Genomic DNA, 17,996 nt, shown 5'->3' on the forward strand with positions numbered 1-17,996 from the left:
AGACCGGGGCGGAGGGGAGGGGAGTGGGGCTCCGGTGAGTCCGGAACCCCACGACGGCCCTGCCGGGTCTACCACTTGTCGTGGCAGTTCCAGTGGCTGGGCACCCAGTGGCTGACGTAGTGGCCAGGCACCCAGTGCTGCTTCCAGTAGCCCTTGCCAGACCATCCGTCGTGCCACTTCCCGTGCTGGTCCCGGTAGCCGTGGTGCCAGGTGCCCTGGTGCCACTTCCATGCGGCGTGGCCCTTGACCCACTTCTTGGCCCAGTGCCCCTTCACCCAGCTGCACCGGTCATGACGGTCCCACCGGTCGTGCCGGTGGTCCCGGTCGCCGGTGACCGTCGAGGCCGCTGCGGACGGTGCCGGCGTGGCGCTCGCCGGGGCGGAGACGCCCAGCACGGACGCGCCGGCCAGCAGTCCGGCTGACGCCGCGGAGGCCACCAGCCTGCGCACGGTCAGGGATGCGGTCATCGCACTCACCTCCTTTGCTCCAGTCGATCGTGGAACTCGGTGTGCTGCGGGCCCCAACAGGAGCCTCACGCGAAGGATTCGAGGCGAAACGCCACACGGATTGCGCATGGCACTCAAACCGCAAGTTTTAACCGATCAGGTGACATCAGTGCACGAATCCCATCCTGGCTGCGCTCTGGCGTCGAATCGCCGCTGTACATCCATCCCGGAAGGTGCCGCAGGCTGCCGCCGGGCCGCTGGGCGGCGTCCGCCGCCACGATCGGAAGGCGCCCCACGTGGTGTGGAAGTCGCATCGAACAGGGCTCCTCGTGGTGCTCCTGCTGTGGCTGGCCCTTGCCGTCGCCGCCGTCCCCTACACCGTCCGTCTCGGCGAGGTGGCGCAGGTTGGGCAGGATGTGCATCTGCCGGCCGGGGCCGAGTCCGCCCGGGTTGCCCGGCTGCTCAACCCGGCTGGAGTGGACGAGCCGCTGCCCGTCGCGGTGATCTGGACCCCCGGCCAGGACGGCGGGCAGATCACCCCGGGTCAGCGGGAGGCGGCCCGTCAGGTCACCGCCCGTATGGCCGGACCCGGTGCCGTGCCGGTCCTCGCCCCGGATGCCCGGGCTCTCACCGCCGTGATCGCCGCAGGACCGGCCGACCTGCCCGCCCACCTCAAGGACATCCGACAGACGGCCGCCGCGGTCGGCGGAACGACCGTCGACCTGGCGGGCCCGGCAGCGGCGCAGGCCGATCTCGACGGGGCGTTCGCGGAGATCGACGGCACCCTGCTGGCCGTCACCCTCGCCGGCGTCCTGCTGATCCTGCTGGCCGTCTACCGAAGCGTCCTGATGCCGCTGCTGGTGATCGCGGGCTCCCTGCTGGCGCTCGCCGTATCCTGCGCCGCCCTGTACGCGCTGGCGCGGTCGGGATGGTTGCCGCTTGACGGCCAGACCCAGGGGATCGTGTTCGTCCTGGTGATCGGTGCGAGCACCGACTACGCCCTCCTGCTGGCGGCCCGCCACCGCGAAGAACTCGCCGAACAGCCCGATGCCGCCCGGGCGATGGCCGCGGCGTGCCGGGCCACCGCACCACCGGTCCTGGCCAGCGCCGCGACCATCGCCTGCGCCATGATGACCCTCACCTTCAGTGACCTGCCCACCGAGCAGGCACTGGGACCGGCCGTCGTGATCGCCATGGCGTGCTGCGCCGTCGTATCCCTGACCTTCCTCCCCGCCGTCCTCGTGCTCTGCGGACGGCGGGCACTGCGACCGGACGCAGCAACGAAGACTCGGGGCGGCCCGTGGCCGAAGGCTGCCCGTGCCATCGAGCACCGGCCGCGCCGGGTATGGGCCGGCTGTCTGCTGCTACTCGCCGTGGGAGCGGCCTGCGCCCCGCTTCTGGGGCAGACAGGTGTGCCTCTGCACCAGGCCCTGCCGGCCGGTTCGCCTTCCGTCGCCGGGCACCAGGTCCTCGCCCGCCACTTCCCCGCCGGCACCGCCAGCCCCCTGATCATCGTCGTGCCCGCCGCACATGCGTCCGAGGTGCGCGACCGGGCTGCCGCGACGCCCGGCGTGGCGGCCACCACCGCGGTCCCCGCCCGGCCCGAGGGGAAGACGACGGTTCTGGCAACCCTGACGGACGCCCCGGACAGTCTCAGCGCCCGCGACACGGTGACCCGGCTGCGTGCCTCGCTGGCCGGGACCGGGGCGCTGGTCGGCGGCCAGAGCGCACAGATCACCGACCTGCACCATGCCTCTGTCGACGGACATCGCCTGATCATGCCGCTGGTGCTGGCGGTCGTCTTGGCTGTCCTGATCGTTCTGCTGCGCTGCCTGCTGCTGCCGTTGCTCTTCGTCGCGGCCGCGTGGATCAGCCTGTTCACCGCGTTCGGGGCCGCCGCCCTCGTCTTCCACCTGGTTACCGGCAACAGCGTGACCGAGCCGGCCGTGGTGCTGTTCTCCTTCGTCTTCCTCGTCGCGCTCGGCGTGGACTACAACGTCTTCCTCGTCCACCGCATCCGCGCCGAAGCCCTCCACCACGGCACAACAGCCGGGGTACACAAGGGACTGGAGACCACGAGCGGCGTCATCAGCGCCGCTGGGATCATTCTGGCCGCCACCTTCGCCGCCCTCACCGTGATGCCGCTGCTCTATCTCGCCCAGATCGGCTGCATCGTCGCCATCGGCGTTCTCATCGACACCCTCCTTGTACGCCTCTTCCTCGTCCCCGCCCTCATCCTCGACCTCGGCCACCGCACCTGGTGGCCGGCCCGTCTCCCCGGCGACCGACCCCGCCCCGACACCAGTCCGGCACCGGACGCCGGTGACCCCGGGCAGCCCGCGGCCTCAGCCTCTGCGCTGTGAAGGCAACACAGCCGGACGGTTCACTCTTTCGGAGGTGGGACCAATCCGCCGGGCGGGGGCTGCCGAATGCCGAGTGTGAGCAGCTTCCGCAGCACCCTCTCCTACACCGCCCGGGGCGCGCTGGCCGGAGTTCTGGCCGCGTTCACGGCCTTGGCTGTGGCCGAGCTGGTCGCCGGGCTGGTGCGGCCGGCGGCCGGTCCCGTGACGGTGGTCGGGGGCGCGGTGATCGACCGGACCCCTGCCGCGGTGAAGGACTTCGCGATCCGCACGTTCGGGGAGAACGACAAGATCGTCCTGCAACTGGGCATCCTGGCGATTCTCGCTGTCATCGCCGTCGGCTTGGGCGTCCTCGCCCTCTCTCACCGGCGTGCCGGCGCCGCGGGCGTGCTGCTGTTCGGAATCGTCGGCGCCGTGGCGGCCTTCAGCCGTCCCGACTCCACCGGTATCGGTGACGCACTGCCCTCGATCGTCGGGGCGGTCGCGGGAGCCCTCGTGCTGTACGTCCTCGCGTCCAAAGCCGTACCCGGACCGGCTCCGGCCGGTGCGGACGGCGGGGGCGGCGCGGGCGGGTGGAGCAGGCGCGGATTCCTGACCGCGGCCGGCGTGACCGCTGTGGCGGCAACCTCGGCCGGCGTACTCGGCCGGTTCTTCACCGGCCGCCAAGGCCAAGGCGCGCTCGCCTCCCGTGAAGGTCTGGTCCTTCCGGCGCCTGCCTCCGCGGCCCCCGCAGTCCCGGCCGGGGTCCAGTTGAAAGTGCCCGGCATTACAGCCTTCACCACCCCCAACGCTGACTTCTACCGCGTCGACACCGCCCTCACCGTCCCCAAGGTCGACGCCGGCACCTGGCGCCTGCGCATCCACGGCAAAGGGATCACCCGCCCCCGCACCTACACCCTCGATCAACTTCTGGCCCGCCCCCTCATCGAACGCGATATCACCCTCACCTGTGTCTCCAACGAGGTCGGCGGCCCCTACATCGGCAACGCCCGCTGGCTCGGCGTGCCCCTCGCCGCCCTCCTCAAGGAGGCCGGCGTCCGGCCCCCGTCCCGGGGCGGCACGGCGGATCAGCTGGTGGCCCGGTCGGTGGACGGGATGACCCTCGGCTCGCCGGTCGAGGATGTGATGGACGGCCGGGACGCGCTGCTCGCGGTCGGCATGAACGGCGAACCCCTGCCGTTCGACCACGGCTTCCCCGTCCGCATGCTCGTCCCCGGCCTCTACGGGTACGTGTCGGCCTGCAAGTGGATCACAGACATCGAACTCACCACCTTCGACGCCTACGACCCGTACTGGGTCAAGCGGAAGTGGGCCCGCAAGGCGCCGATCAAGACCCAGGCGCGCATCGACACCCCCAAGCCCTTCGGCCGCCCGGCCGCCGGCACCATCACGGTCGCCGGGGTCGCCTGGGCACAGCGCCGCGGCATCACCCGCGTCGAGATCCGTATCGACGACGGTCCCTGGCAGGACGCTGACCTCGCCCCGCAGGCTGGCGTCGACACCTGGCGCCAGTGGTCCTACCCCTGGCAGGCCACCCCCGGCGGCCACACCATCACCGTCCGCGCCACCGACGGCACCGCAACGGTGCAGACCGAGCAGCGCGCACGGACCATCCCCGACGGAGCGAGCGGCTGGCACAGCGTCTTCGTGACCGTCCCCTAGACCACCCGGCGCGGCCGCAAGGCCACGTCCCGGGCAGCACGACCAACCACCTCAACACCCTCAGAGAAACATTTTCAAGGAGCAATCGATCATGAACAGCATGAAGATCCGCCGTACCGCGATCGCCGTCGCCGCAGCCGCCCTGCTGCCCTTCTCGCTGGCCGCGTGCTCCGACTCCGGCAGCGACACCAAGGCCGCCCCCACCGCGGCCGCCGGCGACCAGGCCAAGACCGGCGAGAGCACCCCAGCGGGCGATTCGATGACCGGCGACCAGCCCTTCGGCTCCGCCTGCGCCGGTGTACCCAAGGAGGGCGCGGGTTCCTTCGACGGCATGGCCAAGGACCCCGTCGCCACCGCAGCCTCCAACAACCCCGCCCTGTCCACCCTCGTGGCGGCCGTCAAGCAGGCCGGCCTCGTCGACACCCTCAACAACGCCAAGGACATCACCGTCTTCGCGCCGACCAACGACGCCTTCGCGAAGATCCCGAAGGCCGACCTCGACAAGGTCCTCGCCGACAAGGCCACCCTGACCAAGATCCTCACCTACCACGTCGTCGGCCAGAAGCTCACCCCCAAGCAGCTCGAGAACGGCTCCTTCGAAACCCTGCAGAAGGGCACGGTCACAACGAAGGGCTCCGGCGAGGCCTACAAGGTCAACGACACCTCCAACGTGGTCTGCGGCAACGTCAAGACCGCCAACGCCAACGTCTACATCGTCGACACCGTCCTGATGCCGAAGTAACCGGCACCAGGAAGCCCCCCAAAGAGTGGTGGCCCTGCACCCTTCCCCCTGAGGGTGCAGGGCCACCGACATGACCGGCCTCTTTGCGTGGATCACCTGGCAGACCCGACCCAGCGCATTGCTCCCCTGTCGGGATGGGGTGCGCGGGCCTGGCGGCAGAGGGTGCGGCTACTTCTGGTTGATGGGCAGGGCCAGGTCGGTGACCTGGTACTTGCTCGGGAAGGCGCCCTTGTCGGTGGCCTTGCCGGTCAGCACGTCGACCGAGTACAGGCGGTAGGCACCGCCGGTGCCGATGGCGGCGAAGCCGTGGTTGGTTCCCGCGGCAGGGTTGTAGTAGATGTCGAATCCGGCGTCCAGATCGGCGTTCACCCCGAGGCTGCCGGTGGGTGCGAGGGTGCCCGCGTTGGCAGGGGACTGCAAGGAGATCCGGTCGAGGTTCGTGTCAAGATCGAACAGGGTCGTCGCGGTGGCGGCGTTCAGGTCGTTGTTGGTGTAGGCAGCGCCAGTCACCCCCATCGCGGTCGAGGGCGGCGTGGTGGGGTTGGTCAGGGTGCCGTCGTCGGTGGTGGTCAGCATGCCGGCCGGGTCGTCGATGTTGTGGCGCAGGTTCTGGCCGGTGTCGGAGATGACCCGCAGCCGGTTGGCCGCCGGGTTGAAGTCCACGCCGAACGCGGTCCCGGCCAGCCCGACGGTCAGCTGGGACACCTTCGTCGCGGTGGCATTGTCGGTGTTCAGGGTGTAGACGCCGCCCCTGTCGCCGACGCCGTACAGCTTTTCGTTCTGGACACGGAAGTCGATGCCGACGAGCCTGGTGTCCCCGGACAGACCCGAGACCTTGCCCAGCGACCAGGTCTTGAACGGCTTGTGCACGTCGAACTCGACCAGACGCTGATCGCCGGTCAGCCCGATCGCGTGCAACGCCTTGTGGTCGTGGGCGGGCAGGGTCTGCGGCGGGGTGTCGGACGCGGCCAGGGCGGGCGCCGCGCACAGAGCGGCGAGCACGGCAGCGGATACGGCGGTCACGGTACGGTTTCGCATGATCTCTCCCGGTATGGATGCCTCGGTCAGGTTGGCCGACGGCTCATACGGGATTCGTCACCGCCACCGCAGTGGACAGGCCACCTGGCTGAAAGTCACCCGCCCGGCCCACGCATCGAACAATTCGCTGCTCCAGCCGGGTGGCCTGCGGCGCGCCGCGACCCGCTTCAGCACGCGACACGTGCCACGCCTGAAGAGGGTGCGAGCATGGAATCGCCTACCGGCTGGCAGCCGACGGACTGCGCCGGACTCGAACTGCGTCGTGCGGGTGACGCGGTGCACGGACTGCGGCTGCTGGGCTGGCCCGAGGCGCTGCCCCGCTCCCTGGCCGCCGTCGTTGCCCCAGGGCCCGCCGCAGGCCTGCTGGCACCGGACCAGACGGCGGCGGGCGGCAGTGATGCCTGTCGACCATGGCTGTGAAGCGGCCGGTGGCCTACGTGGTGCAAGAGCCGCCTTCGGTGGCGGGCGTCCTTGCTTCCACTCGCACTGGTCATCCGGGGAGCCCAGCCTGATGCTGCCGCGGCAGGCCAGAGCCGTGGCGGCGGCCGGTTCCTGGTCCGTGGCGGCGTCGTTGCCTATGCATGACCTGCGAACAGTTACGCAAAAGGTTACTGATCGCCGATGCGCGATTCAGCGAGGGGCTGATGGCGCTCTTTGAATCTCCCCAGGTGTCGCTCTTCAGGTGGCCAAACCTGCTCAGGTGATCTCCCCACCCATTGCGTGATCTTCCCGGCGTGTCGAACTGGTGTCGGCGTGTCGTGGAGAGCCTGCGTGAGCACGGAGTTCGGGCTGTTGAAGGGCCCTGGATGCTCACCTGGGAGGAAGACGTGGATGCCCACGCACTGCGTCGCCAGGGCTGGTCGATCTCGGCGATCGCACGGCACCTGGGGCATGACCGCAAGACCATCCGCGCGTATCTGAATGGCGAGCGAGTCTCCGGATACCGACGTCAACCGCCGGACGCGTTCATGCCCTTCTTGGAGTATTGCCGCCAACGACTCAGCGACGACCCCCACTTGTGGGCCTCGACGCTCTTCGACGAAGTGGTGGACCTCGGCTATTCGGGCGGCTACTCAACCTTCACCCGGGCCCTTCGGCGATACAAAGCGCGACCTCACTGCGAACCCTGCCGGGCGTCAAGCGGCCGCGACGTGGCGATCATCGCGCATCCTCCGGGCGAGGAGATCCAGTTCGACTGGGTCGAGCTCCCGGACCCGCCCGCGGAGTGGGGCGTCGGCGCCAACGCGCATCTCCTCGTCGGCGCCCTGGCCCACTCGGGCCGGTGGCGGGCCGTACTCGCGGAGGCAGAGACCTTCCCGCACCTGGTCCAGGCCATCGACGCGGTGCTGCGGCGGCTGGGCGGAACCGCCCGGAGGTGGCGGTTCGACCGGATGGCCACCGTTTGCCACCCGCCGACCGGACGGATCCTTCCGACCTTCGCCGCCGTCGCAAAGTACTACGGGGCCGGCATCGACATCTGCCCGCCCCGGCGGGGCAACCGCAAGGGTGTCGTCGAGAAGGCCAACCACTCAGCGGCCCAGCGCTGGTGGCGAACCGTCCCGGACGGCATCAGCATCGAGGCAGGCCAGAATGGCGTGGACAAGCTGGCCGTCCAGATGGACAGCCGCAAGCGCAAGCTCGACGGAGCCTTGACCACGGTCGCAGCGCTCGCCGCATCCGAGCCGCTGCTGGACCTGCCGACCCGCCCCTTCCCCGCCGAGCTGGAGCAGACCCGAGTCGTCAGCCCGCAAGGACTGGTCTCCTTCGCCGGCAACCACTACTCCGTCCCGCCCGGGCTGACCGGCGCCCACGTGACGGTCCGGATCCGCCTCGGCGAGGACGACCTGCATGTGGTCACCGCCGGCCGCGCGGTCATCGCCCACCACCGCCGGGCACCGGACGGAGCCGGCCAGACCATCCGGGACGCCGGGCACGTCATCGCCCTCGAACGAGCCGTTCTCGCCTTGTTCTCCGACAAGGCTCCCTGCCGCACCAAGGTCCGCCGGCCCCCGTCGGCCGCGGCCCAGGCGGAAGCCGAGAAGCTTCGCGGCCGACCTGAATCGGACGTCGCGAACCGGGTCGTCATCGACCTGTCTCACTACGCCGCCGTCGCCGACCGGCTACGGCAGGCCCCCACCCACGAAGGCCAGGAGCGTGAGAGCGAGTGACACCATGCCGATGAGCGAGGCCCGCCGCTACCAGCAGCTGCGAGGCCACCTGTCCTATCTGAAACTCAACGACGCCGCCGAAGCCCTTCCCCGCGTCCTGGACCAGGCCCGCGCCGAGCGGATGACCCTCACCACCGCCTTGGAGAAACTCCTCGAGATCGGAGTCGAGGCGACCGAAGCACGCAAACTCTCGTCCCGACTGAGGTTCGCCTGCCTGCCAGAACCATGGACCCTCAACGACTTCGACTTCGCCGCACAGCCCGGCGTCGACGAGAAACTCATCCGCGACCTGGCCACCCTGCGGTTCCTCGACAACGCCTCCAACGTCCTGCTGGTCGGCCCGCCCGGCGTCGGCAAGACGATGCTGGCCGTCGCACTCGCCCGCTCAGCGGTCGACGCCGGCCACCGCGTCTACTTCACCACCGCCGCCGAACTCGCCGCCAAGTGTCACAAGGCCGCACTCGAAGGCCGCTGGTCGAGCATCATGCGGTTCTTCGCTGGCCCCCGCCTGCTCGTGATCGACGAGCTCGGATACCTCCCGCTGCCTGGCGACGGCGCCTCGGCCCTCTTCCAGGTGATCAACCAGAGGTATCTGAAGTCGAGCACGATCCTCACGACAAATGTCGGTATTGCCGACTGGGCAGGTGCCTTCGGCGATGCGACCGTCGCCGCCGCGATGCTCGACCGGCTCCTTCACCGAGCCGCCGTAGTCGGCATCGACGGACCCTCCTACCGCCTCCGCTCGCACCAGTCCCACTCCGACAACCTCCGCAAAGGGGTGACCGGACGTGCTGGTTGAACTCCGGGCTTGCCCCATCTGCTGGACCCAATTCCAGGTCAACCCCCAGGCAACCCGCCACACTTACTGCACCCCCCGCTGCAAAGCTGAAGCAGCCAGGCGGCGACGCCGTGAACGCGACGAAGCCATCAACGCAGCGGAAACCGACGTGGTCACGCGGCAGTCGCCGGCACCCACACCCCTGACGCCCACAGCTACCCGCAACTGCCCGCACTGCGACAAACCCGTCACCATCGTCGCGCTTCTCGCCACCCCCGAGGCCGCGCGGCCCACCATCCCCGCAGCAAGTCCCGACGTCATCCCCATGCGTCGCAGCTGAGCGAACGCACGTCACTGACCCTGTCGGCCCCAGGCGGCGGCAGGGTCAGTCGGCGTTTTCGAACGAGGCACCGATGTTGTTCCACATGAAGACGTCCTTCCAGCCCGGGCGCCCCTTGGCCCAGCCGCTCAGGGCGGCGATCACCTTTTCCTGGGAGATCGTCCGGGTCTGGTAGTGCTCTGCCGCCGTCCCGTCACGGAACTCCAGCTGATAGGTGTTGTCATCCCTCAGCCACACCTGCACATACCAATCGCCGGCCGCCTCATCGTCGACTCGCTCGACGATCACGAAGGCGTTGCCCCGGCTGAGGTTCGCCACCATCCGGCTCAAGGCCGTGGGCCCCGGATTCCTCACCTGACGACCGTGCTCGTCTCTCGCTTGCAGCATGGCCCGATCATCCCCCACAGCTCTGACACTCGTCGAAGAGCAACCAGTCATGCCCGCGCTCGCTCCCTGCCTTCCCCAGTTGGTTCACTCCGTGAACCAACTGGGGCGAAGAGCCGCAGTGGGGAAAATTCGAGATCGGCATCAGTAGGAGCCTGGGGGGTCGGGCGCGTTCATCAAGGGCCTCGATGGGTGATGGGCGTCATGGATTCGGAACTGGCGGCCGACGGGTGGTGTGCATCGGGTGTGAATGGGTGCGCTCGTGGCAGCGAGTGGGAGTCAGCCGGGGCCGAGTGCATTGACCCTGCTGTCACCGTGCTTTGGTGGTGATCATGGCTGTCACGAGGTGACCAAGCTGCTGCCGTCGGGTGCCAATCGGGAGGACGGCCGACTGACGCGGGCGTGCCCGTTCACAAGCGCGTTCCGGGGGATCGAGGCCGTGATGCGATCTCTCGGTTTGGTGACAGTGGTGTGAGAGACAGTGGGCCTTGGCGTGTTCCTGCTGGTCGGGGCTGTCTCAGGGGGGCTCACGGTCATGGATGTGAGAGATCGAGGTCTGTCCACTGTCGTTGAGTGAGAGCCGCGCAGGTCAAGTGCTGACGCGAATGCTGAGATCGCGCTCAGGCTGACGGCGGTGAAGGGGTCATGTCGTACTCATCGACGTCCAGAAGCGTGCCAGTAGCGGCAAGAAAGGCGATTGCCTCGCGGTCGAGCGCCCAGCCGAAGAGGTTGTGCTCGTCCCTATCCTGCGGCCGCCCGGCCTCATCCTGCTGCTCGGCATCGTTGAAATAGCGCACCACCTCCAGCCTGGCTTCCAGGTACGGCTCGTCTTCGCCGTGTGCACTGTTGTACTGCTTCATGAGCTCGGCTATGCGGTCGGTCTGAGGTCGGAGACGGCCCAGGACGTGCGCGATCTGTTCGTCCACGCACAGGCCCGGTTCCCTGCACACGACCTTCCAGCTTTGACTGAACGGTCTCGCCGGGTCGACGGGCAGGCCGCGCCGGTTGTGCACTCGTGTCACGTCAGGCTCGATACCCAGCGCATCAGTTATCTCCTGCGCGGTGATGCTTCGGCTGGACAGAGCGAAGTAGACGTACTGGTGGAGAGGCATCCCCGGAGAATACGCGGTCACCTTTCATCCCCACTCGCCTGACTGTGAGTGAGGCCCGACGCCCAGCGGGGCCATGGTCAAGACATCTGAGGAACGACTCCACTACCCGCAGCTGCCTCCCGAGCTGTTTGACTTCTCCATTGGGAAGCCCCTGAGCGTTCTTGTTGGCCCCGGGGCGCATCGCGCTTGGCCCCACGCCCGGTCAGCCCGGTGGGTAGGCCCCGTCGGAACGCGAAGAGGCCCCCTCTATCCTGGCTCGATGATGGATGCGGATGCGCGGGACTTCCGGGTCGGCGACGTGTTGTCGGTCGCCTGTCCCTTCACGCTGGCCAGAGTCGAGCAGGGCGTGACCTGGGACTATGTGTCCGTGCGCTGGCCCTGGTGGGAAATCGACAGCGACAGCGACTTCCTCCACTGGAACGGTGTCGTTGCCCTGGGCGTGGACGCCGGCGAGTGCGCCGCGCCTGACGTGCAGGCGGAACTGTTCCGTACCGAACCGCCGCCCCAACATCTGAAGGCAGGAGACATCTGTCGGGTTGGAGTGCCACCGACCTTGGTCCACGTGACGGCCGTCGACCACCATGACCCGCCCCTTGAGACGGGCTGGTTGCCCCGCCCGCGACAGACGGTGGCGGTGCTGCGCCGCGGCGTGTCCTACCGCGAGTTTCCGGACGGGAGCCATCTCGACGGCTCGGGATACACAATTCATCCCGACGACGGAGTCCCTTTCGGCTTTGAACTGTTGATGCGGCCGTACGCCCACCTCGACCTGCGCGACGAGGTCGCCGACGCCACGGGCCGGGCATGGCGGTTCGACGGCCCCTGGGAGTGGACGCCCTTCGATGGCGAGCCAGTCGGCACCGGACCCGGGTGGCCACTAATCCTACTCACCCGCGCAGGAGCGCCATGCTCAATCGAGCAAGCCGAGGCAGTGGCCGCGAGCACGGTGAACGGTTCGCACCAGGAGACGGTCCGAGACTGGATGTCACTCACGGAGGCCTCCCCGACGCCCTGACCAGCGGCGCCTCAGCCGTCGCCTTCCTGAGCACGGACCGCCCCCATATCAGCCCTCCGTGGCATTTCCGCAGGTCAACGGTGTCCGCGATTTAGAGGTCCTAACAAAGGCGTTGGACGTGTCGGTGGGTGATGAGGCAGGTGGCGAGGCCGAGGCTTCGTGGATGTCGTCGCGTCGTTCCCAGCGGACGCGTAGGCGCCGGAAGCCGTGCAGCCAGGCGATCGTGCGCTCGACGACCCAGCGCTGAACGCGGAGTCCGGAGCCGTGCGGAACGCCACGGCGGGCGATCAACGGCTTGACGCCCTGGGCCCAGACGAGGCGGCGGTACTTGTCATGGTCGTAGCCCCGGTCTGCCAGCACCACGTCAGGTCGTCGCCGCGGCCGTCCGACCAGGCTGGCAACGGACGGGACCTTCGCGAGCAGGGGCAACAGCTGGGTGACGTCGTTGCGGTTTCCGCCGGTCAGGGACACAGCGAGCGGAATGCCCTGCCCGTCGACGAGGACGTGGTGCTTGCTACCCGGCCTTCCTCGGTCGACCGGGCTGGGTCCGCTTTTGGGCCTCGTCGGGCGGCCCTGACATAACTGGAGTCGATCACCGCCCGCGACCAGTCCAGTTTCTTCGCGACCCGCAGCCTCTTCAGCAGCACCAGGTGCAGCCGGTCCCAGACACCGGCCTCGTTCCACGCGGCCAGACGCCGCCAGCAGGTCATCCCGGAACCGAAGCCCAGCTCCTGCGGCAGGTACTCCCACTGGATCCCGGTGTGCAGGACGAACAGGATCCCGCACAGGGCTTGCCGGTCCGGCACCCTCGGCCTGCCCTCCACCTGCTTCGGCGCCGGATCGGGCAGCAACGGCTCGATCAGCAACCACAGTTCATCCGACACGATCCACGGCCTCGACTGACGTTTCCCCACGGCCAGACCAACGACCATCCGAACCGAAAGTCACATGATCAACAGCTTCTGTTGGGACCTCTTATGGCCGGGCCCTTCTTCGGTCAAACCCGTCCCCGAGCCGGTGTCCTCCTCTATCGTCGTTCTTCATGGAGACGGTGGGGGTTGAAGGGGCGATGTTCGGCGTTAGGGTCTCGGGGTGGTCGCCGCTGCTCGAAATGCGCACTCAAGACGAGTCCACCGGTAACGGGACGGGTGTTGGCACTCCTCACCTCGACAACACCCTCGGACAGCTGCCCACTCTCACCGCTACGGCCCTCGACACCCGGAGCATGCACTCGGCGACCGCCGGTCACCCGGGGCATGCCCTGCGCCGCGATGTGGATCGGATGCACGGGGCTCTGTCGGTCCGGTTCACCGCCGACAGGCCGGACCCGGACCGGATCACCCTGGACTTTGCCCGTCACACGCTTGCGAGCCGGCTAGTCCGAGCCGGTGTGCCTCCGGCCTGACATCGGCCATCAATCCCATGACCGTCCTCGACCCTGGCGATCTGCCCCATCAGGTTCCCGCCGGCGCCGGCCACATGGAGCCCGGGTACGTTGCTGCGGGTGGCGTTGAGCTGTTCCCGATCAACTTCACCGCCTACGAGCACGACCTTCTGCCCGATCTGGGCACCGAGACGCATGTGCGGGCGATCGCCGACCTACTCGCCCCCTACGGACTGCACGTCAATCCGTGGACGGTCAGCGAGAAGGATCGGGACCGGCAGGCGGTCGAGGACCGGCTCGGCGAGTGGAGGCGACTGGCTGACTCCCACCCCGGCAATACGGTGCTCTACTGGCTCGGTCACGGCAGTGCCGAACACCTCGCCCACCACCGCACCCAGGCCCCCATCGACGACGGCGTCCACCCCGAGGAAGTCGCCCGCGCCATCGGCCGACGCCGACTGCACCCCGACGCGGAGGAGGGCTGGGCCATCATCATTCTGGACGCCTGCTTCTCCAAGGGCTTCGCCCGCAAGGTGCACACCACCTTGATCACCGAGTTCGGTGGCGCCGACCGGTTTCTGCTGCTGTCCACCGCCGCGGAGGGCCACGCCGAACTCGGCGACTTCACTCGCGCTCTGGAACACGCCCTGACCATCACCTTCCTTGGGCAGCAGACCATTGGCCTCGCCGAACTCGGCAGCCAGTTGGCCCGCGACCTGCGCGGCTACCGCGGCGACTCCGTGGACAACCACCGGGACCATCTGATCCGCACACTCCCCGATGCCGCCTCCGCCGTCTCCGCGCCCCTGGACCAGATCGCCGAGCTCCAGGCCGTCATCGAGCAGCTGCCTGTCGACGAACAGCGTCACTTCCTCCCCAAAGCCTCAGGTGCCGAACTCGGCGAACTCGCATGGTACTTCCATGGTCGCACCAATGAACGTGATGAGATCCTCCGCTGGCTGACCACAGCCACCAGAGGCGCTCTCGTGGTAACCGGCCCCGCCGGCTCCGGGAAATCAGCCCTTCTGGGCCACGTCCTCCACCACACCAGCACCCAGCTGCGCGAAATCCTCATCCGCCATGGCCACCTGCAGCCCCTGCCACCCGACGTCCCCTGCCCCGATCACCCCTTCGATCTCACCGTGCACCTGGCGGGCCTCACCCTCACACGTGCTGTCCAGCTCGTCGCCCAGACGGCTGGCCTGACCGACCTCGCCCGGGAAGCAGCCGACGGCAACCCCGCCGCCGACCTCGCCGCCCGGCTCCTCGCACGACTCCACGACCGGCGCGCACCACTGACCCTGCTATTCGATGCCCTCGACGAGGCAGAGCAACCCCTCGCCCTCGCCGACACCCTCCTGCGCCACCTCGCCGCTCACCCCCGCGTCCGCATGGTCGTCGGGACCCGTCGCTCCACCCGGGAGGGCCCCGACCGGCCCACCCCCAACGGATCCGACATTCTCGACGCCCTACGCCCCCCATCCGGCGGAACGGATCTAGGCTACGTCGAAGTGTCCCGGAACCAGGACGCACTCGCCGGCTATCTGAGAGCCAAACTCCATGTCGCCCGGCGGCGCGGCACCCTGCATGTCGACGAGGCGACCATCGAGTCCGCCGTCCGCCGACTCCTCGCCGACCACCCACGGGAGAGCGCCGAGTCGCAGCACTTCCTTTACGTCCGCCTCGCCGCCCACGAACTCCTCAACGACCCCACCCTGCTGACCGACCCCACACCTCTAGTCGGCCGTACCCACCGTGAGCTCTTCTCCCACGCCCTGCAGCGCCTGCACCGGATCGACCCCCGCTACACCCCCCTCCTGCGTGCTCTCGGACTCGCCCAGGGACGCGGCCTGCCCGACCAGGACGGCATCTGGACCCACACCGCCGACGCCCTCACCCCCGACCTTTTGGGCAGCATCGGTGGCAGCATCCCCCGCCTGGTCCGCGACGCCGCGCCCTACCTCTCCCTCGACCAAGAACACGGCCAGAGCGTCTACCGCCTTGCCCACCGCACCTACACCGAACACTTCACCACCGCCCTCGACACCCCCGCCGCCCACGTAGCCATCACCAAAGCACTGGCCCGTCAAGCCCGACGAACCCTCCAGGCAGGGGAGCCGAAGAGCGGCGCACCACAAGACAAGGGCGTGAGCCCCTACACCCGCCATCACCTCATCACCCACGCCCGCCTGGGCCACACCGCCGGAGCCCTTCAGGAACTCGCCGGCCACCCCGACGTCCTCGACACCCTCGACCTCTCCGGTATCACCGCCACCGCTCTCCACCACGATCTGCCCCCGAACGAGATTCCACCCGCCGTCGCCGGAACCGTCCTCTTCCAAAACCATGTCCACGAGCTGGCACTTGACCGGTCGAACGACGAGAAGCTCGCCTGGCGACGCTGGTGGCGCCGACTCGGCACCGCCTACATCCAAGGCACCCCACCCCCCATCGAGCACCACACTCAGAGCCCTGAGACGTGGCCTCCCGCCCTGACCCTCGGCGCTGTCCGACGCCGACAACTCCACCTCCAACTCAGCGGCCACACAGAATGGGTGAACGCCGTGGCGGTTTTCGGGGCACCCGACGGGACCCCTCGCCTCGCCACCGCCAGCGGCGACCGGACGGTGCGGATCTGGAACCCCACCACCGGAACCCAGGAAGGCCTGCCTCTCACCGGCCACACAGGCACAGTGAACGCGGTGGCGGTCTTCACCGCATCCGATGGCACCCCCCGCCTCGCAACCAGCGGGAACGACAAAACAGTGCGGATCTGGAACCCCACCACCAGAACCCAAGAAGGCCCGCCTCTCACCGGCCACACCGGCACAGTGAACGCGGTGGCGGTCTTCACTGCATCCGACGGCACCCCCCGCCTCGCGACCGTCAGCAGCGACAAGACGGTGCGGATCTGGAACCCCACCACGCGCACGGAGGAAGGCCCGCCTCTCATAGGCCACGTCGGTGCGGTATATGCGGTGGCGGTGTTCACCGCATCCGATGGCACCCCCCGCCTCGCAACCAGCGGGAACGACGAAGCAGTGCGGATCTGGAACCCCACTACCGGAATGCACGAAGGTGAGCTACTCGCAGGCCGTATCGGCGAGGTGAATGCGGTCGCGGTGTTCAGAGGATCCGACGGCAATCCCCTCCTCGCCACTGCCGGCTTGGATCAGAGGGTGCAGATCTGGAACCTCACCACCCGCTCACAAGAGGGCTCGCCCTTGGTAGGTCACACCGGCTCGCTATACGGGATGGCGGCGTTCGGCGCATCTGACGGCACCCCCCGCCTCGTCACCGCCAGCAACGACAGGACGGTGCGGATCTGGAACCCCATCACCCGCACCCAGGAAGGTCTGCCGCTCACCGGCCACACGGGTGCGGCAACCGCGGTGGCGGTGTTCGCCGCATCTGACGGCACCCCCCGCCTCGCCACCGCCGGCTTTGACCAGACGGTGCGAATCTGGAACCCCACCACCCGCACCCAGGAGGGCCTGCCGCTCACCGGCGACCACCAGGGGGTGCAGGCAGCGGCGGTCTTTGACGCGCTCGATGGCAGTCCCCGCCTCGCCATCGCCGGGGACGACGGGATCGTGCGGATCTGGAACCCAACCATCGCAAGCCGGCAAGGTCTGCCGCTCATCGGCTACATGGGTGCGGTGAAGGCGTTGGCGGTGTTCGCTGCATCCGATGGCACCCCCCGTCTGGCCATTACTGGGGAGGACGAATCGGTCCGAATCTGGAATCCCCTCACCCGCGCCCAAGAAGGTAGCCCCCTCATAGGCCACACCCGTCCGGTGAACGCGTTGGTAGTGTTCACTGCATCCGACGGCAGCCCCCGCCTCGCCACCGGCAGCAGCGACGAGACGGTGCGGATCTGGAACCCCGCCACGCTCACCCAGGAAGGCCTTCCGCTCATCGGCCACCACGGTGAGGTGTACGCGGTGACGGTGTTCACCGCATCCGACGGCACCCCTCGTCTCGCCACCACCGGGAACGACGAAACGGTGCGGATCTGGAATCCCACCACCTGCACCCAAGAAGGCAAGCCCCTCATCGGGCACAAAGGCGCAGTGTACGCGGCGGCGGTGTTCACCGGTTCCCGCGGCGGCCACCGTCTTGTCACCACCGGGGAGGACGCAGCGGTGCGGATCTGGAATCCCATCACCCGAACCCAAGAAGATAGGCCCCTCATGGGCCACACCGGTCCGGTGAACGCGGTGGCGGTCCTCACCGCATCCGACGGCACGGCCCGACTGGCCACCGCCAGCAGTGACCAGACGGTGCGTATCTGGAATCCACGCGACAGGACGGCGCGCACGTTGTCCTTGGCGGACCGAATCCGCGTGCTGATGGAGCATCGGGGGCTGCTCATCGCAGGCACCGGTTCAGGCTTCCTCGCAATCGAGGTTTCTGCCATACCCAAAGACAAGGCATGATCGAAAACACAGTGCCTGCTATCGCGTGCGCGCCCTGTCACCTCGGGTATATGCGAGTTCGCTCCCTGTATGGCGGGTCGCCGTCTGGATGAGGTCGCGTCCGGGGCTCAGGCGAGGTGGTCCAGCAG

The 17,996-nt window shown here is 68.5% G+C and carries 12 protein-coding genes and 1 pseudogene; 8 read left to right on the forward strand and 5 right to left on the reverse strand.

What is annotated here, in order from left to right:
* Positions 1 to 68: 68 nt before the first annotated feature.
* The gene (locus ACZ6ZI_RS36995) at positions 69 to 467 is read right to left on the reverse strand and encodes a hypothetical protein (RefSeq protein WP_469528748.1); all 399 of its coding nucleotides are present in this window, start codon (positions 465 to 467) and stop codon (positions 69 to 71) included.
* Positions 468 to 742: 275 nt separating this feature from the next.
* Here ACZ6ZI_RS36995 and ACZ6ZI_RS37000 point away from each other — a divergent pair, with 275 nt between their 5' ends.
* The 3 genes from ACZ6ZI_RS37000 (at position 743) to ACZ6ZI_RS37010 (ending at position 5,210) form a co-directional block, all read left to right on the forward strand.
* Positions 743 to 2,809 (forward strand): MMPL family transporter, encoded by a 2,067-nt coding sequence (locus tag ACZ6ZI_RS37000; protein WP_469528749.1) that lies wholly within the window; start codon positions 743 to 745, stop codon positions 2,807 to 2,809.
* Positions 2,810 to 2,875: 66 nt separating this feature from the next.
* The gene (locus ACZ6ZI_RS37005) at positions 2,876 to 4,468 is read left to right on the forward strand and encodes a molybdopterin-dependent oxidoreductase (protein WP_469528751.1); all 1,593 of its coding nucleotides are present in this window, start codon (positions 2,876 to 2,878) and stop codon (positions 4,466 to 4,468) included.
* 91 nt (positions 4,469 to 4,559) lie between these two features.
* A complete protein-coding gene (locus ACZ6ZI_RS37010; RefSeq protein WP_469528754.1) occupies positions 4,560 to 5,210 on the forward strand; it encodes a fasciclin domain-containing protein in 651 nt (216 codons plus the stop codon).
* Positions 5,211 to 5,378: 168 nt separating this feature from the next.
* On the opposite strand, the gene ACZ6ZI_RS37015 is transcribed toward ACZ6ZI_RS37010, so the two are convergent.
* Positions 5,379 to 6,248, reverse strand: a complete 870-nt coding sequence (locus ACZ6ZI_RS37015) for a DUF4394 domain-containing protein (RefSeq protein WP_469528756.1) — start codon at positions 6,246 to 6,248, stop codon at positions 5,379 to 5,381.
* Between the two features lie 207 nt (positions 6,249 to 6,455).
* Here ACZ6ZI_RS37015 and ACZ6ZI_RS37020 point away from each other — a divergent pair, with 207 nt between their 5' ends.
* The 3 genes from ACZ6ZI_RS37020 (at position 6,456) to istB (ending at position 9,215) form a co-directional block, all read left to right on the forward strand.
* On the forward strand, positions 6,456 to 6,668 hold the full coding sequence (locus ACZ6ZI_RS37020; protein ID WP_469528759.1) for a hypothetical protein: 213 nt from the start codon (positions 6,456 to 6,458) through the stop codon (positions 6,666 to 6,668).
* Positions 6,669 to 7,054: 386 nt separating this feature from the next.
* A complete protein-coding gene (locus ACZ6ZI_RS37025) occupies positions 7,055 to 8,416 on the forward strand; it encodes an IS21/IS408/IS1162 family transposase (protein WP_469528762.1) in 1,362 nt (453 codons plus the stop codon).
* Positions 8,403 to 9,215, forward strand: a complete 813-nt coding sequence (gene istB, locus ACZ6ZI_RS37030) for an IS21-like element helper ATPase IstB (RefSeq protein WP_469528764.1) — start codon at positions 8,403 to 8,405, stop codon at positions 9,213 to 9,215. The genes ACZ6ZI_RS37025 and istB overlap by 14 nt, the downstream gene beginning before the upstream one ends.
* Before the next feature lie 364 nt (positions 9,216 to 9,579).
* Here the strand turns inward: istB and ACZ6ZI_RS37035 are convergent, their stop codons facing one another.
* A complete protein-coding gene (locus ACZ6ZI_RS37035; protein ID WP_469528766.1) occupies positions 9,580 to 9,921 on the reverse strand; it encodes a hypothetical protein in 342 nt (113 codons plus the stop codon).
* Positions 9,922 to 10,538: 617 nt separating this feature from the next.
* A complete protein-coding gene (locus tag ACZ6ZI_RS37040) occupies positions 10,539 to 11,030 on the reverse strand; it encodes a DUF4279 domain-containing protein (RefSeq protein ID WP_469528768.1) in 492 nt (163 codons plus the stop codon).
* Between the two features lie 259 nt (positions 11,031 to 11,289).
* Between ACZ6ZI_RS37040 and ACZ6ZI_RS37045 the strand changes: the two genes are divergently transcribed.
* Positions 11,290 to 12,045 carry a hypothetical protein gene (locus tag ACZ6ZI_RS37045; protein WP_469528770.1) on the forward strand — a complete coding sequence of 252 codons (756 nt, stop codon included), beginning with the start codon at positions 11,290 to 11,292 and terminating at the stop codon, positions 12,043 to 12,045.
* Positions 12,046 to 12,093: 48 nt separating this feature from the next.
* On the opposite strand, the pseudogene ACZ6ZI_RS37050 reads toward ACZ6ZI_RS37045, so the two are convergent.
* Positions 12,094 to 12,977: pseudogene (locus tag ACZ6ZI_RS37050) on the reverse strand (IS5 family transposase).
* A 490-nt stretch (positions 12,978 to 13,467) separates the two neighbouring features.
* Here ACZ6ZI_RS37050 and ACZ6ZI_RS37055 point away from each other — a divergent pair.
* A complete protein-coding gene (locus ACZ6ZI_RS37055; protein WP_469528772.1) occupies positions 13,468 to 17,868 on the forward strand; it encodes an AAA family ATPase in 4,401 nt (1,466 codons plus the stop codon).
* The last annotated feature ends 128 nt before the right edge of the window (positions 17,869 to 17,996 follow it).

This window comes from Streptomyces sp. NPDC103540 (genome assembly GCF_055584445.1).